The sequence below is a fragment of the Pseudomonas sp. XS1P51 genome, assembly GCF_054897845.1.
Genome location: NZ_CM142707.1, coordinates 5,418,823 through 5,434,474, shown reverse-complemented (window position 1 = coordinate 5,434,474; position 15,652 = coordinate 5,418,823). Strand labels below are relative to the sequence as shown.

General features: G+C 59.4%; 15 protein-coding genes. 7 read left to right on the top strand and 8 right to left on the bottom strand.

Annotation, left to right across the window (positions count from 1 at the left end; translation table 11 throughout):
• The first annotated feature begins 16 nt into the window (after window positions 1-16).
• On the top strand, window positions 17-622 hold the full coding sequence (locus ACYZUD_RS25195) for a 5-formyltetrahydrofolate cyclo-ligase (RefSeq protein WP_010465002.1): 606 nt from the start codon (window positions 17-19) through the stop codon (window positions 620-622).
• 34 nt (window positions 623-656) lie between these two features.
• Here ACYZUD_RS25195 and ACYZUD_RS25190 read toward each other — a convergent pair whose 3' ends face one another.
• The gene (locus tag ACYZUD_RS25190; protein ID WP_462020639.1) at window positions 657-806 is read right to left on the bottom strand and encodes a hypothetical protein; all 150 of its coding nucleotides are present in this window, start codon (window positions 804-806) and stop codon (window positions 657-659) included.
• 201 nt (window positions 807-1,007) lie between these two features.
• Here ACYZUD_RS25190 and ACYZUD_RS25185 point away from each other — a divergent pair, with 201 nt between their 5' ends.
• From ACYZUD_RS25185 to ACYZUD_RS25170, 4 genes are all read left to right on the top strand, one after another.
• Window positions 1,008-1,457, top strand: a complete 450-nt coding sequence (locus ACYZUD_RS25185; RefSeq protein ID WP_462020638.1) for an EVE domain-containing protein — start codon at window positions 1,008-1,010, stop codon at window positions 1,455-1,457.
• A 132-nt stretch (window positions 1,458-1,589) separates the two neighbouring features.
• Complete coding sequence (locus ACYZUD_RS25180) at window positions 1,590-2,555, top strand: HlyD family secretion protein (RefSeq protein WP_462020637.1); 966 nt, start codon at window positions 1,590-1,592, stop codon at window positions 2,553-2,555.
• A complete protein-coding gene (gene rbbA / locus ACYZUD_RS25175) occupies window positions 2,552-5,275 on the top strand; it encodes a ribosome-associated ATPase/putative transporter RbbA (RefSeq protein ID WP_462020636.1) in 2,724 nt (907 codons plus the stop codon). Before ACYZUD_RS25180 ends, rbbA begins: the two co-directional genes overlap by 4 nt.
• Window positions 5,275-6,393 (top strand): ABC transporter permease, encoded by a 1,119-nt coding sequence (locus tag ACYZUD_RS25170; protein WP_462020635.1) that lies wholly within the window; start codon window positions 5,275-5,277, stop codon window positions 6,391-6,393. The genes rbbA and ACYZUD_RS25170 overlap by 1 nt, the downstream gene beginning before the upstream one ends.
• 42 nt (window positions 6,394-6,435) lie before the next feature.
• Here ACYZUD_RS25170 and ACYZUD_RS25165 read toward each other — a convergent pair whose 3' ends face one another.
• Window positions 6,436-6,843, bottom strand: a complete 408-nt coding sequence (locus tag ACYZUD_RS25165) for a flagellar basal body-associated protein FliL (protein ID WP_462020634.1) — start codon at window positions 6,841-6,843, stop codon at window positions 6,436-6,438.
• A 150-nt stretch (window positions 6,844-6,993) separates the two neighbouring features.
• Here ACYZUD_RS25165 and ACYZUD_RS25160 point away from each other — a divergent pair, with 150 nt between their 5' ends.
• Window positions 6,994-7,971 carry an NADPH:quinone oxidoreductase family protein gene (locus ACYZUD_RS25160; protein ID WP_462020633.1) on the top strand — a complete coding sequence of 326 codons (978 nt, stop codon included), beginning with the start codon at window positions 6,994-6,996 and terminating at the stop codon, window positions 7,969-7,971.
• Window positions 7,972-8,016: 45 nt separating this feature from the next.
• Here the strand turns inward: ACYZUD_RS25160 and ACYZUD_RS25155 are convergent, their stop codons facing one another.
• Entirely contained in the window at window positions 8,017-8,631 is a 615-nt protein-coding gene (locus ACYZUD_RS25155) for an energy transducer TonB (protein ID WP_462020632.1), read from the bottom strand.
• A 329-nt stretch (window positions 8,632-8,960) separates the two neighbouring features.
• On the opposite strand from ACYZUD_RS25155, the gene glpT reads away from it, so the two are divergent.
• Window positions 8,961-10,310, top strand: a complete 1,350-nt coding sequence (gene glpT / locus ACYZUD_RS25150; RefSeq protein ID WP_462020631.1) for a glycerol-3-phosphate transporter — start codon at window positions 8,961-8,963, stop codon at window positions 10,308-10,310.
• Here the strand turns inward: glpT and ACYZUD_RS25145 are convergent.
• From ACYZUD_RS25145 to trxA, 5 genes are all read right to left on the bottom strand, one after another.
• Complete coding sequence (locus ACYZUD_RS25145; RefSeq protein WP_462020630.1) at window positions 10,286-10,954, bottom strand: gamma-glutamylcyclotransferase; 669 nt, start codon at window positions 10,952-10,954, stop codon at window positions 10,286-10,288. The two genes, glpT and ACYZUD_RS25145, sit on opposite strands and share 25 nt — an antisense overlap.
• A gap of 232 nt (window positions 10,955-11,186) precedes the next feature.
• The gene (locus tag ACYZUD_RS25140) at window positions 11,187-12,155 is read right to left on the bottom strand and encodes a CDP-6-deoxy-delta-3,4-glucoseen reductase (RefSeq protein WP_462020629.1); all 969 of its coding nucleotides are present in this window, start codon (window positions 12,153-12,155) and stop codon (window positions 11,187-11,189) included.
• Window positions 12,155-13,621 (bottom strand): 4-hydroxy-3-polyprenylbenzoate decarboxylase, encoded by a 1,467-nt coding sequence (ubiD, locus tag ACYZUD_RS25135; RefSeq protein ID WP_462020628.1) that lies wholly within the window; start codon window positions 13,619-13,621, stop codon window positions 12,155-12,157. Before ubiD ends, ACYZUD_RS25140 begins: the two co-directional genes overlap by 1 nt.
• A gap of 141 nt (window positions 13,622-13,762) precedes the next feature.
• The gene (gene rho, locus ACYZUD_RS25130) at window positions 13,763-15,022 is read right to left on the bottom strand and encodes a transcription termination factor Rho (RefSeq protein WP_007942421.1); all 1,260 of its coding nucleotides are present in this window, start codon (window positions 15,020-15,022) and stop codon (window positions 13,763-13,765) included.
• A gap of 248 nt (window positions 15,023-15,270) precedes the next feature.
• Window positions 15,271-15,600, bottom strand: coding sequence for a thioredoxin TrxA (gene trxA, locus ACYZUD_RS25125; RefSeq protein WP_003206727.1), 330 nt, complete (start codon window positions 15,598-15,600; stop codon window positions 15,271-15,273).
• Window positions 15,601-15,652: the final 52 nt, after the last annotated feature.

Genomic DNA, 15,652 nt, shown 5'->3' with positions numbered 1-15,652 from the left:
GCCGAAGCCCGAATTCATGACCGAACCTGCGCTGCTGCCCCGCCCGCAACTTCGACGCATGCTGCGCAAGGCCCGCCGCGCACTGACACCCAGTCAACAGCGCCAGGCGGCTCGCGGGCTGTACAAGCAATTGGCGCAGCAACCGCTGTTCCGCCGGGCAAAACACATCTCTCTTTATCTGCCCACCGACGGTGAAATCGATCCGCGCCTGCTGCTGCGTGCCGCTCAACGTCGGGGCAAGGCCACCTATCTGCCGGTACTCAGTGCCTGGCCGCGAACCAAAATGGTGTTCCAGCGAATTCGCCCTGGCGAAAAACTGAAACCCAACCGTTTCCGTATTCTCGAACCCAGGCACAACCTCGCCCGGCAACGCAAAGTCTGGGCGCTGGATCTGGTGCTGTTGCCGTTGGTAGGGTTTGACGATGTTGGCGGACGCCTGGGCATGGGCGGCGGTTTCTACGATCGAAGCCTGGCGTACCTGGCGCGGCGCAAAAACTGGCGCAAGCCGACGCTGTTGGGGCTGGCCCATGAATGTCAGAAGGTAGAGCGACTGGCTCAGGCGAGCTGGGATGTGCCGTTGCAGGGAACGGTGACGGACAAGGCGTGGTATTTCGCAGGCTAGACGCCACTGTCATCAGCGGCGTCGGAAGACTGACTCAGCGCTTGAGGGCCGACGGCTGTTGCTGCGCGATCTCGATCGGCGCATCGGTCTTGTTGGCCCACAGGCTTTGGGCATAGCCGGTGGTCACGACGCCGAGGCCGAACAAAATAACCAAAATCCATAGTAAATCCGGTTTGCGTTTCATCGATTGCCCCCCAAAGGCACATCAACACGATGACAGCAGCGGTTTCCGTTGTAGGTGTAGGCCGTGCAGCAGCGTCAAGCTTAGAAGGCCGGCATTTTGCGACAACGTGAACCGACACGCAAACGCTGGCGTCAACCGACCGTCGGTTTGTCATAAAATTGCCGGACAACTTTCCCACTCCCCTCGCAAGGAGCAAAAACCATGGCCTATTGGCTGATGAAATCCGAGCCCGACGAACTCTCGATCAAAGATCTGGAGAAGCTTGGCAAAGCGCGCTGGGATGGGGTTCGCAACTACCAGGCGCGTAATTTTCTGCGCGCCATGGCGGTGGGCGACGAGTTTTTCTTCTACCACTCCAGCTGCCCTGAGCCCGGAATTGCCGGGATCGGAAAGATTGTCGAATCCGCGTATCCGGACCCGACGGCACTGGAACCTGAGAGTCATTACTACGATCCGAAGGCCACAGCAGAGAAAAACGCCTGGACCGCGATTGATGTCGCGCATGTCGAGACGTTTTCCAAAGTGCTTAAGCTGGATTATCTGAAACAGCAGACAGCGCTGGCAGAGATGCCGCTGGTGCAGAAGGGCAGTCGATTATCGGTGATGCCGGTGACGGCCGAGCAGTGGGCGGCGGTGCTCGATCTGCGCTAAATAGTGCAGAACCGCTCAGTCATCCGCAATTACACCGCCAATCGCGTTAGGCTTGTTCCTCAGTTGACTGACATCAAGCTGCACAAACGCTTGAATCGTCAGACTAGGACGCTACAACCGCAGGATGCCTCCATGTCAACACACAGCCGTTCCTCGCTTTTATTCGCCGGGTCTCTGGTGGTCTTGCTGCTGGCCGCCGGTGGCTTTGGTTACTGGAAGTCATTGAGTAACCGCCTGCCCGAAGGCTTGTATGTCGGCAATGGCCGCCTCGAAGCGACCGAAGTGCAGATAGCCAGCAAGACACCCGGTCGGTTGGCTGAAGTCCTGGTGGACGAAGGTGACAAGGTGACCAAGGGTCAATTGCTGGCCCGCATGGACACCCGCACCCTTGAAGCCCAGCGCAACCAGGCCGAAGCCGAAGTGTTGCGCGCCCGGGAAAACCTCGCCGCCGCAGAAGCAAATGTGCAACTGCGCCAGAGCGAGCAACTGCTCGCCCAACAGGAACTCAAACGTTCCCAGGCGCTGTTCAAGCACGGTTTCGTGAGTGGCCAGATCATCGATCAACAGCAGGCCCGTACCGGCACAGGTAATGCCGCTGTCGCCGCGGCGCGCGCTCAGGTTTCCGCCGTCGCCGCCACCATTGGCGCGGCTCAGGCGCAAGTCGCCCAGTTGACCAGCGAAATCGACGACAGCAGCTTGCGGGCCCCCATCGACGGAGTCATCCAGTTGCGCATGGCCGAGCCCGGCGAAGTGTTGGGTGCCGGCGGACGCGTATTGCTGCTGATCGACCCGAACGACCAATATATGAACCTCTACCTCCCAACTTCCGTGACCGGGCGCCTGGCGGTGGGCGATGAAGCGCGGATTTTGCTCGATGCCCTGCCCGACCACCCGCTGCCGGCAAAAATCAGCTTCGTGGCGGCCAAATCGCAGTTCACTCCCAAAGAAGTCGAGACACGCGACGAGCGACAAAAACTGGTGTTCCGCGTCAAGTTGCGCCTGACCGACCCAAGCGCCCTGCCCCAGGCCAAACCCGGCATGCCCGGCGCCGGGTATGTGCGCACCGCCCCCATTGGCTGGCCGGCCAATCTGCAATGACGGGCCTGGCGGTTCAAGCGACCGGCATCAATCATCGCTACGGCAAACAACAGGCGCTGAGTGACATCACGTTCAACCTGCCCGCCGGTACCCGCTGCGGGTTGATCGGGCCCGATGGCGCCGGGAAATCGAGCCTGCTGGGGCTGATCGCCGGGGTAAAGACGCTTCAGCAAGGTCAACTGGAAGTGCTCGGCGGCTCGATCCAGGATCGCCGCCATCGCAAAACTCTCTATGCCCGCATCGCGTTCATGCCCCAAGGCCTGGGCGGCAACCTCTACCCCGAGTTGTCGATCAGCGAGAACATCCATTTTTTCGCCACTCTGTTCGGCCTGTCGAAAACCGAATGCGATCAGCGCATGCACAGCCTGTTGCTGGCCACCGACCTGTTGCGATTTGCCGACCGCCCGGCCGGCAAGCTGTCCGGCGGCATGAAACAGAAGCTGGGCCTGTGCTGCGCGTTAATCCACGAACCGGATCTGCTGATCCTCGATGAGCCGACCACCGGCGTCGACCCCTTGTCCCGTCGGCGCTTCTGGGAACTGGTCGACGATGTGCGGCGCCAGCGCCCGCAACTGACACTGCTGGTCGCCACCGCCTATATGGAAGAGGCCGAGCAATTCGAGCATTGCCTGATGCTCGACGGCGGCAAACTGATTGCCACCGGATTGAGCCACGAACTGGCCGCCGTAACCCCAAGCGGCAAACTCGACGAAGCCTTCACCCACTTTCAGGGCGACAGCAGTCACGACAATCAGCCGCTGGTGATCCCACCCCAAACCGGCACCAACACCGATATCGCCATCGAAGCCCACGACCTGACGCTACGTTTCGGCGACTTTACGGCGGTGGACAAGGTCAGCTTTGCCATCGGTCGCGGCGAAATTTTTGGCTTTCTTGGTTCCAACGGCTGCGGCAAAACCACCACCATGAAAGTCCTCACCGGGTTGATGCCCGCCAGCGAAGGCCGCGCCACGCTGCTTGGCAACCCGGTGAATGCCAAGGACCTGGCCACCCGCAAACGGGTCGGTTTTATGTCCCAGAGCTTTTCGCTGTATGGCGAACTCAGCGTGCGGCAGAACCTGGACTTGCACGCACGGCTGTTCGATTTGCCCAAGACCGACAGCGCACAACGCATCGACGAGCTGATCCAGCGCTTCAATCTGGGTAGCGTCGCCGATCAGCAGTCCGGGGCGTTGCCCTTGGGTTTGCGTCAGCGGCTGTCCTTGGCAGTTGCGGTGCTGCATCGCCCGGAAGTGTTGATCCTCGACGAACCGACTTCCGGCGTCGACCCGGCGGCACGGGACGATTTCTGGCGCCTGCTGATCGAATTGTCCCGCGAGCAAGGCGTGACCATCTTCCTGTCCACCCACTTCATGAACGAAGCCCAGCGCTGTGATCGCATCTCGCTGATGCACGCGGGCAAGGTGCTGGCCTGTGATACACCGGCAGCGCTGCAACAGCAGTTCAAGGGCGAAACGCTGGAAGCTGCATTCGTCACCTGCCTGGAGCAGGCCCAGGACACCGCTGAAACTCCCAAACCTCAAGAATCTGAAAATCCGCCTGTCATGCCGGCCAATCCCATGAAAGATCGCGGCTTCAGCCTCGGGCGTCTGTTGGCGGTGGCGAGCCGTGAAGGCAAGGAACTGCTGCGCGACAAAGTGCGGATGGCGTTTGCCTTGCTCGGGGCAATTTTCATGATGGTGATCTTCGGCTACGGCATTTCCCTCGACGTGGAGAAACTCGCCTTTGCCGTCTACGACCAGGATCAGACGCCGCAGAGCCGCGCGTATCTGGAAGCCTTTCGCGGCTCTCGTTACTTTGACGAACAACCGCCCATCCGCGACGCAAAAGAGCTGCATCGCCGCCTGCAGCGCTCGGAAATCAAACTGGCGCTGGAGATCCCACCGGGTTTTGGCCGTGACCTGTACGCCGGGCGCCAACCGGCCGTGGCGGCCTGGCTCGATGGCGGCATGCCGTTTCGCGCCGAGACCAGCCGCAATTACGTGGAGGCCGTGCACCAGGCCAACATTGAACAACTGGCCGAACAGAGCAGCCCCGCGTTGAACCGGCCAGCAGCCGCCAGACTGGAAACCCGTTTCCGCTACAACCAGGACGTGGTCAGCGTCAACGCCATCGGCCCCGGCGTCATGGCGCTGATCCTGGCGTTCATCCCGGCCATGCTGACGGCGCTAGGCATCGTGCGGGAAAAAGAACTGGGCTCAATCACCAACTTCTACGCCACGCCGCTGACCCGTCTCGAATTCCTGCTGGGCAAACAGGCGCCGTATCTGGCAGTCAGCCTGATCAACCTCGCGGTGCTGGTCGCCATGAACCGCTGGCTGTTCGGTGTGCCGTTCAAGGGCAGCTTCCTGACCCTGACCTTCGGCGGGCTACTTTATGTGCTGGCGACGACCAGCATGGGCCTGTTGATCTCGGCGTTCACCCGAACCCAAATCGCCGCCATCCTGGGCACCATGATCATCACCAGCCTCCCGACCATCCAGTTTTCTGGGCTGATCGTGCCGCGCTCGTCCCTGGACGGCGCGGCATCCGTAATGGGCATGCTGTTCCCGGCGGGCCACTTTCTCGATATCGCCGTAGGCACCTTCACCAAGGCCCTGGATATACGACAGCTTTGGCCGCAATGCCTGGCGCTGTTCGGGTTCTTCCTCGGGTTCACCGGGCTCAGCCTGGTCATGCTGAAAAAGCAGGAGGTCTGATGCACAAGCTCGCTCACATCCTGCGCCTTGGCCTCAAGGAACTCACCAGTCTGCGGCATGACAGCGTCCTGCTGCTGTTCCTCTTCTACGCCTTTACGGTGGCGATCTACATGCCCGCCGCAGGCTCGGTGATTGGCGTGCACAACGCCAGCGTGGCCATCGTGGACGAAGATCACAGCCATCTGTCACGACAACTGGCGCAGGCGCTGCAACCACCGGAATTCCAACGCCCGGCCTTGCTGCCTTATGGGCAACTGGACCAGGTGATGGACAGTGGTCAGTACACTTTTGTCATCAATGTGCCGGCGAATTTTCAGGCAGATTTGCTGGCCGGTCGTCAGCCCGCCGTGCAAGTCAATGTCGACGCCACCGCCATGAGCCAGGCGTTCATGGGCGCGGGTTATATCGGGCGGATTTTCCAGCGAGAGTTATTGAATTACAGCGGCCAGAGCGATGTGACGAGTAAAGCGCCAGCGCTGCTGACCACCCGCGCCCTGTTCAACACCAATCTGGAAGGCGGCTGGTTTCTGGCGGTGATTCAGATCGTCAACAACATCACCATCCTCGCCATCATCCTGACCGGCACGGCGCTGCTGCGGGAACGCGAACACGGCACACTCGATCATTTGCTGGTACTACCGCTGACGGCGCTGGAAATCATGCTGGCGAAAATCTGGAGCAACATGCTGGTCGTGGTGCTGTGCACCTGGCTGTCGCTGGAGGTGATCGTCAAAGGCGCACTGGGTGTGCCACTGGCCGGATCCCTGCCCCTGTTTTTGCTGGTGACGGCAGTTTATCTGTTCGCCAGCACGGCGCTGGGGATCTTCCTCGCCACCCTGGCTCGCTCAACGCCACAATTCGGTCTGCTGGCGATTCCGGTGATCATCCCGATGTTGCTGCTGTCCGGCGGCAGCACACCGCTGGACAGCATGCCGCAATGGCTGCAATGGGTGATGCAGGGCTCGCCGTCGACCCACTTCGTCAGCCTGAGCGCCGCGATATTGTTTCGCGACGCCGGCATCAACGTTGTCTGGCCAGACTTGCTGGCACTCACGGCCATCGGCCTGCTGTTCTTCGCGATTGCGCTGATGCGTTTTCGCAAGAGCCTGGCGTCGTGAACAACCGCGATGCAGGCCAGGCCTACCCAGACAGCAAAAGCCTTACTGGATGATCAGGTTGTTGAACAACAGATCCTCTACCACCGGCTTGCCGGTTTCGTCGTTCATGATTTGCTGGGTCTGCTTCAAGGCTTCCTGACGCAGTTTTTCCTTGGCTTCGACGTTGTTCATCGCCTCGGTGGTCTGCTGCGCAAACAGCGCCACCAGCTGATTACGGATCAACGGCTCGTTGGCCTTCACCAGTTTGGTCGCCTCTTCCCCGGTCACCCGTAACGCCACATCGGCCTTGTAGACCTTGAGCTTCGAGGTGCCGTCCAACCCGTAGTTGCCCACGAACGGCGGGCTCAAGGTGATGTAGTTGACCTTCGGGGCCTCACCTTCTTTGGCTTCTTCAGCCACTGCTGCCACAGGCAGAGACAGGGCCAGCAACAACATGATCCACGCTTTCACAATTCGCTCCTTATCCGGTTTGCGGCCTAGCATAACGACCCGCCGCGCAAGCACAAGCTTATGGCTGACTATCAGGGCGGGGCATGCTCGTTGACCCGTCGACTCACACACCTACACTTATCGGCCATCACTCCCAAAGGAATAGCCCTGATGAAAGCCGTGCTGTGCAAAGCCTTCGGCCCTGCCGAATCACTGGTGCTGGAAGAGGTCGCCAGTCCTGTCGCGAAGAAGAATGAAATCCTGCTGGACGTGCACGCCGCCGGGGTGAATTTCCCGGACACGCTGATCATCGAGGGCAAATACCAGTTCAAGCCGCCCTTCCCGTTTTCGCCGGGTGGCGAAGCGGCTGGCGTGGTCAGCGCAGTGGGCGAAAAGGTCAGCCATCTGAAAGTCGGTGACCGGGTCATGGCCCTCACCGGTTGGGGCAGCTTTGCCGAACAGGTCGCGGTGCCAGGCTACAACGTGCTGCCGATCCCGCCGTCCATGGACTTCAACACCGCGGCTGCATTCAGCATGACCTACGGCACCTCGATGCATGCGCTCAAGCAACGGGGCAATCTGCAACCGGGTGAAACCCTGCTGGTGCTCGGTGCTTCCGGCGGTGTCGGCCTGGCCGCCGTGGAAATAGGTAAAGCCATGGGCGCCCGCGTGATCGCCGCCGCCAGCAGCGCCGAAAAACTTGCGGTGGCCAAGGCTGCCGGCGCCGATGAGCTGATCAACTACAGCGAAACCAGCCTCAAGGACGAAATCAAACGCCTGACCGACGGCCAGGGCGCCGACGTGATCTACGATCCGGTGGGTGGCGACCTGTTCGACCAGGCCATCCGCGCCATCGCCTGGAACGGCCGCCTGCTGGTGGTCGGTTTCGCCAGCGGGCGCATCCCCGAATTGCCGGTGAACCTGGCACTGCTCAAGGGCGCGGCGGTGGTCGGCGTGTTCTGGGGCTCGTTTGCCCAGCGCCAACCTCAGGACAACGCGGCGAACTTCCAGCAGTTGTTTGGCTGGTTCGCCGAGGGCAAGTTGAAGCCGCTGGTGTCGCAGGTATATCCGCTGAGCAACGCGGCGCAGGCGATCAACGATCTTGGGCAGCGCAAGGCAGTCGGGAAGGTTGTGGTGCAGGTTCGCTGAATGCAAAAGGAGCGCGGCCATACATGGTCGCGCCTCCATTTACCGTTAAAGCAATTCGCGTATTTCCTTGGGTAGGAAACGCACAAACCGACTCACAGAATGTGTATTGCAGCTACGCACGATCGAAGGAACACTTTTATTGAGTTTAGCGATGAGCGCCAGGCGTTTCGCCTCGGGTAATTGCGTGGGCGAAATGGAGTGGGTCAGATAACTGCGGGTCCAACTGAAAACCGGCAAATCCACCCACGAGAAATCCGCATAATGCTGCGCCACCCGACTGACGTCGGCACAACGCAACTTTTTCAACTCTTCGTTGGCGTGAATGGGCGGGGTATCGTCCAGACGGAAAACCAAGGGCGCGACTACATCGACTTGCTCCGGCCGTTCGATGCTGATTTCCCATGGCTGGAATCGCCACTGGCTGACCGCAGACCGGGAGGCTTCGGCAAGCTCGGGATGAGCATCTTCTGGAGTAACCACCTTGCTGACCGATCCATCAGCGTGGACTATTAAACTTACCCGAACTTCTCCCGTGATGCCGGCCCGGTAAAGTGCCCGTGGATACGTCGGCTTGGGATTGTCGGCAGGAATCAGGAACACCGCCCCAGCGCTGACGCTGCTGCACATCACGCACAAAACAACCAACGTAAACCACCGCATAAACCCCACCCCTTCGTGACTGAAAAGCCAAATCTGGCAACAACACAAAGGTTAAAGCTCGATGACTTTTTACATAACGTCACGACTTCCCCTTTAGACGCAGGAGATTTCCCAAAGCCCCGTCCTACTCCGGACAGAAATGCGGCACAAAGGATTGCGAGGTAACGTTTCCCACAACGTCCTTCACTTATACCTGAGCGACATGTTCGTAAAAGAACATGCAATCTCCAATATTTCCGCTGTTTGGTCGATGCGAACCGGTGCTATTTTCGGTAACGAAACTGTAACATTCGCATCCGCAGTCAAAACAAGAAATCTGGAGCTCTTGAATGTTTGCTTTCTTTCGTCCTGCCGCACATCAGGCTCCATTGCCTGAAGAAAAAATAGACAGCACCTACCGACGCCATCGCTGGCAGATCTTCGCCGGTATATTCATTGGCTACGCGGGTTATTACCTGCTGCGCAAGAACTTCTCCCTGGCCATGCCCTACCTGATCGACGAGGGTTACACCCGCGGTGAGTTGGGCCTGGCGTTGTCGGCGATTGCCATCGCCTACGGCTTGTCCAAGTTCCTGATGGGCATTGTTTCCGACCGTTCCAACCCGCGCTTCTTCCTGCCGTTCGGCCTGTTGGTATCGGCCGGTGTGATGTTCATTTTCGGTTTTGCGCCTTGGGCAACGTCCAGCGTGACCATCATGTTCATCCTGCTGTTTATCAACGGCTGGGCCCAAGGCATGGGTTGGCCGCCGAGTGGACGGACCATGGTCCACTGGTGGTCGCAGAAGGAACGCGGTGGCGTGGTGTCCTTGTGGAACGTGGCGCATAACGTTGGCGGCGGCCTGATCGGCCCGCTGTTCCTGCTCGGCATGGGCCTGTTCAATGACTGGCACGCAGCGTTCTACGTGCCGGCGGCAGTCGCGATGGCCGTGGCGGTATTTGCGTTCGCCACCATGCGTGACACGCCGCAATCGGTCGGCCTGCCGCCGATCGAGAAGTACAAGAACGACTACCCGGAAGGCTACGACGCCAGTCACGAAGAAGAATTCAGCGCCAAGGAAATCTTCGTCAAATACGTGCTGCGCAACAAAATGCTCTGGTACATCGCCATGGCCAACGTCTTCGTCTACCTGCTGCGCTACGGCGTCCTGGACTGGGCACCGACCTACCTCAAGGAAGCCAAAGGCTTCACCGTGGATAAAACCTCGTGGGCGTATTTCTTCTACGAGTGGGCGGGTATTCCGGGCACGCTGCTATGCGGCTGGATGTCGGACAAGATCTTCCGTGGCAACCGTGGCCTGACCGGCATGGTGTTCATGGCGTTGGTGACCGTGGCGACGCTGGTGTATTGGCTCAACCCGGCCGGCAACCCGACTGTCGACATGATCGCGCTCGTCTCGATCGGCTTCCTGATCTACGGCCCGGTGATGCTGATCGGCTTGCAAGCGTTGGAACTGGCGCCGAAGAAAGCGGCCGGTACGGCTGCGGGCTTCACGGGTCTGTTTGGTTATCTGGGTGGTTCGGTCGCGGCCAGTGCAGCGATGGGCTACACCGTGGACCATTTCGGCTGGGACGGCGGTTTCGTGCTGCTGATCGGTGCATGCCTGCTGGCAATGGCCTTCCTTGCGCCAACACTGTGGCACAAGCAAGTCGCCAGTCAGAGTCGCGAAGCGATCGCCTGATCAGACTTTGATTTACAACGTTTGAGCCGCGCCTCCAGATTCCGGTCTGGCATGGCGTGGCTACGCAGGGCGTGAGCGGTCTGCTCGACATAATCGCGAGTAGTGCCGTAACGCCCGCAAGCGTTTTCGAACACGTGGCTCAGGACGTGATCCGGCAAGTTGCCGGCATAGCTGGGCAGATGTCGCTCCAGAACAAATCCCAACGCCTGAACCTGGCTTCCGTCTTCGAGACGGCAGTTGAGCCAGTGTGGACGATAGGAGGGAAATGGCATTTCGCGCTGCCACAAGGCATACAGAGACGCTTCAAGTTGTTCTTCGGGCAAGCGATAAGCGAACCCGCTGCAAGAGCCGCCGCGATCCAGGCCGAACACCAGCCCCGGCACTTCGGGTGTGCCGCGATGTTCATGGGACCATAGGTATAAACCGCGATGGTAGCCGTGCACACGACCGCGCACACGCTCCACCGCTGCGCATTCAGGACGCCAGATCAGCGAGCCGTAAGCGAACAGCCAGACCGGCCCGCCCTTGTGGCGCGCCATGGTCGACTGCATCGAGCTGAGCAATTGTTCGTGCGTAAGCTGCGGCCCCAGATCGAGCCGCGGAGGGTAAGCCAGATTCAAAAAAGCAGACTCAATGGCACTCATGGCGAATAGCGTTCAGCTCCCCGCGGGTAAAGAATTACTAAATAGAACGCACCGCTGTAACAATAAGGCACATATGTTTTAAGGCAATTTAAGTGCCATTGCACAGTTTTTAACTTACTGTCTGAATGACATATAACCTACCGGCATTTATATTATTTTATAAATACCGATCGGCTATATAGAGAGTTATAACGATCAATCACGGATCAAGATCGAGGATCAAAATCGCGGATCAAGATCGTGGCGCATAGGCAAACACATCGGCGCGCATCTGGTGCGCATCCATCCCCGCGTCGACCAGTGCGTCCAGCGTGCCGTAGACCATCGCCGGAGAGCCACTGGCGTAGACATGCAGGGACTTCAGCTCAGGAAAGTCCTCGCACACCGCCTCGTGCAACATGCCGCAGCGCCCCTGCCAGCCACATTGATCGCTGACGACTTTATGCAGGAACAGGTTGGGCAGCTTCTCCCACTCGTCCCAATGCTCTATGCCATAAAAGTCTTCCGGACGACGCACACCCCAATACAAATGCACAGGATGCTTGAAGCCCGTGGCACGGCAATGTTCGATCAGGCTGTGAATCTGGCCCATGCCGGTGCCCGCGGCGATCAGCACCAGCGGACCATCCGGCAGTTCTGCCAGGTGGGTATCGCCGAACGGCATCTCGATTCGCACCATTGAAATGCGCTGCAATTGGTCGATGAGATTCAGCGCACTGCTTTCACGCGCCAGTACATGGATTTCCAGATCACGCCCGCCATGCGGTGCCGAGGCCAGGGAAAACGCGGATTTCTCGCCATTCTCACGTTCGATCATCAGGTACTGACCGGCGTGATAGCGGGGCGGCTTGCCGGCCGGTGCTCGCAGACGCACGCGAAAGGTATCGCCGCCGACGTCCCTGCACTCAATGACCTGACACGACAAGCTGCGCACCGGCAATTCTCCCAGCGCGAGCACGCCATCCCACAGCACGATGCAGTCTTCCAGCGGCTCTGCTATGCAAGTGTAGAACTCGCCATGGTCGCGCACATCGCCAGCCTGTTCGACTCGCCCTTCCACCAACAGCGCGGCGCACACGTGGCAATTGCCATTGCGACAGCTTTGCGGGCATTCATAACCCAGACGCCGCGCGCCATCGAGAATCCGCTCGCCGGGCAGAATCTCTAGCACTGCTCCGGAGGGCTGCAAGGTTACACGCATCAATCTATTCCTAACTGATTCCAGATGGCATCGATCCGCTGGGTGACGGCTTCGTCCTTGACGATCACCCGGCCCCACTCGCGAGTGGTTTCGCCCGGCCATTTATGGGTGGCATCGAGCCCCATCTTCGATCCCAGGCCGGAAACCGGCGAAGCGAAGTCGAGGTAGTCGATCGGCGTGTTGTCGATCATCACCGTGTCGCGCTTGGGGTCCATGCGCGTGGTGATGGCCCAGATCACGTCGTTCCAGTCCCGTGCGTTGATGTCGTCGTCAGTGACGATAACGAACTTGGTGTACATGAACTGTCGCAAAAACGACCAGACACCGAGCATTACCCGCTTGGCATGACCGGGATACGACTTCTTCATGGTCACGATGGCCATGCGGTACGAGCAGCCTTCGGGCGGCAGGTAGAAGTCGGTGATCTCCGGGAACTGCTTCTGCAGGATCGGCACGAACACTTCGTTCAGCGCCACGCCGAGAATCGCCGGCTCATCCGGCGGACGGCCGGTGTAGGTGCTGTGGTAGATCGGTTTGATCCGGTGGGTAATGCGCTCGACGGTGAACACCGGGAAGCTGTCGACTTCATTGTAGTAACCGGTGTGATCGCCGTACGGACCTTCGTCGGCCATCTCGCCCGGATGGATCACGCCTTCGAGGATGATCTCGGCCGTGGCTGGGACTTGCAGGTCGTTGCCGCGGCACTTCACCAGTTCGGTGCGGTTGCCGCGCAGCAGACCGGCGAATGCGTATTCAGAGAGGCTGTCGGGCACCGGCGTCACGGCGCCGAGGATAGTCGCCGGGTCAGCACCCAATGCCACGGACACCGGGAACGGTTGGCCAGGATGCTTCTCGCACCACTCGCGGTAATCCAGCGCGCCGCCACGGTGGCTCAGCCAGCGCATGATGACCTTGTTGCGGCCAATTACTTGCTGACGATAGATGCCGAGGTTCTGGCGATCCTTGTTCGGGCCTTTGGTGACGGTCAGGCCCCAGGTGATCAGCGGGCCAACGTCGCCGGGCCAGCAGGTCTGCACCGGCAGCATCGCGAGGTCGACGTCGTCGCCTTCGATGACCATTTCCTGGCAGACCGCGTCTTTCACGACTTTCGGCGCCATGGCGATGATCTTGCGGAAGATCGGCAGCTTGGACCAGGCGTCCTTCAACCCTTTCGGTGGCTCGGGCTCCTTGAGGAACGCCAGCAACTTGCCGATCTCGCGCAGCTCGCTCACCGCTTCTGCGCCCATTCCCAGCGCCACGCGCTCGGGGGTGCCGAACAGGTTGCCGAGCACTGGAATGTCATAACCCGTAGGGTTTTCGAAAAGCAGAGCCGGGCCTTTGGCGCGCAGAGTGCGGTCGCAGACCTCGGTCATTTCGAGCACTGGGGACACCGGAACCTGGATGCGCTTGAGTTCGCCGCGCTGTTCCAGGCCGCTGATAAAGTCGCGCAAGTCGCGATACTGCATGCGTGAGCCTCGTGTTGGCCGTGCCGTTCGGGGGTGGCAGTTTAGCGCCGAACCCCTCTGTTCAGAACCACGAACTGGCGGTTCATCAAAAATCAGATAGCAAAAAGCCGGGTTTCCCCGGCTCTTGCTGGCCTGATCGACTTACTTGCGTTTCATCGACAGGAAGAACTCATCGTTGGTCTTGGTCGTTTTGAGCTTGTCGACCAGGAACTCGATGGCAGCGATTTCGTCCATCGGGTGCAGCAGCTTGCGCAGGATCCACATGCGCTGCAACTCGTCGTCGGCCGTCAGCAACTCTTCGCGGCGGGTGCCGGAACGGTTGATGTTGATGGCCGGGAAGACGCGTTTTTCAGCGATACGACGATCCAGCGGCAGTTCCATGTTGCCCGTGCCTTTGAATTCTTCGTAGATCACTTCGTCCATCTTCGAACCGGTTTCAACCAGCGCGGTGGCGATGATGGTCAGCGAACCGCCTTCTTCGATGTTCCGCGCGGCGCCGAAGAAACGTTTCGGTTTCTCCAGGGCGTGGGCATCGACACCACCGGTGAGCACTTTGCCGGAGCTTGGGATCACGGTGTTGTAGGCGCGAGCCAGACGGGTGATGGAGTCGAGCAGGATCACCACGTCTTTCTTGTGTTCGACCAGGCGCTTGGCCTTCTCGATCACCATTTCGGCAACCTGCACGTGGCGGGTTGGCGGCTCGTCGAACGTCGAGGCAACCACTTCGCCGCGCACGGTGCGCTGCATTTCGGTCACTTCTTCCGGACGTTCGTCGATCAGCAATACGATCAGATGAACTTCGGGATTGTTACGTGCGATGTTCGCTGCGATGTTCTGCAGCATGATGGTTTTACCGGCTTTCGGCGGTGCAACGATCAAACCGCGCTGGCCTTTGCCGATCGGGGCGCACAGGTCGATGACACGACCGGTCAAGTCTTCGGTGGAGCCGTTGCCGGCTTCCATCTTCATGCGCACGGTCGGGAACAGCGGGGTCAGGTTCTCGAAGAGAATCTTGTTTTTCGCGTTCTCGGGACGATCGTAGTTGATCGTGTCGACCTTGAGCAGCGCGAAATAACGCTCGCCTTCCTTTGGAGGGCGGATCTTGCCAACGATGGTGTCACCGGTGCGCAAGTTGAAGCGACGGATCTGGCTCGGCGAGACGTAGATATCGTCCGGGCCGGCGAGATAGGAAGCGTCAGCGGAGCGCAGGAAGCCGAAGCCGTCCTGGAGAATCTCCAGCACGCCATCACCGGAGATTTCCTCGCCGCTTTTAGCGTGCTTTTTGAGCAGGGAGAAAATCACGTCCTGCTTGCGCGAACGGGCCATATTTTCTATGCCCATCTGTTCGGCCAATTCGAGCAGTTCGGTAATCGGCTTTTGCTTGAGTTCAGTCAGATTCATATAGGAATGACGTAATCATTTATGGAGGGGGGGAAATTAAGCTTTTGGCTTAATGAGGCCGCGCCGCAGAGAAGGCGACAGGATCGCGTACTTATTCGAAAAGGAGTGCGTCGGCGACGGCTAGCAGGGGGCAGTGGAGAAACCAGTGCGGGGCCGAATGTACCACCTGAGTTTCGGAGCGTCTAGCCCTCAATAACGAAAAGGCCCCGCAATGTGCGGGGCCTTTTTCGGACACTTTATAACGACGCTTAGATGTTGGCGTCGAGGAAAGCAGCCAGTTGCGACTTCGACAGTGCGCCGACCTTGGTCGCTTCAACGTTGCCGTTCTTGAACAGCATCAGAGTCGGGATACCACGCACGCCATGCTTGGCCGGGGTTTCCTGGTTCTCGTCGATGTTCAGTTTGGCAACGGTCAGCTTGCCTTTGTAGGTTTCGGCAATCTCGTCCAGAACAGGAGCGATCATTTTGCAAGGGCCGCACCATTCAGCCCAGTAGTCGACCAGTACAGCGCCTTCGGCCTTGAGTACGTCGGCCTCGAAGCTAGCGTCGCTAACGTGTTTGATAAGATCGCTGCTCATGGAAGTCTCCAGGTTGTAAGCAAAAAAACGTGGCCCATCATAGCCGCCCTTC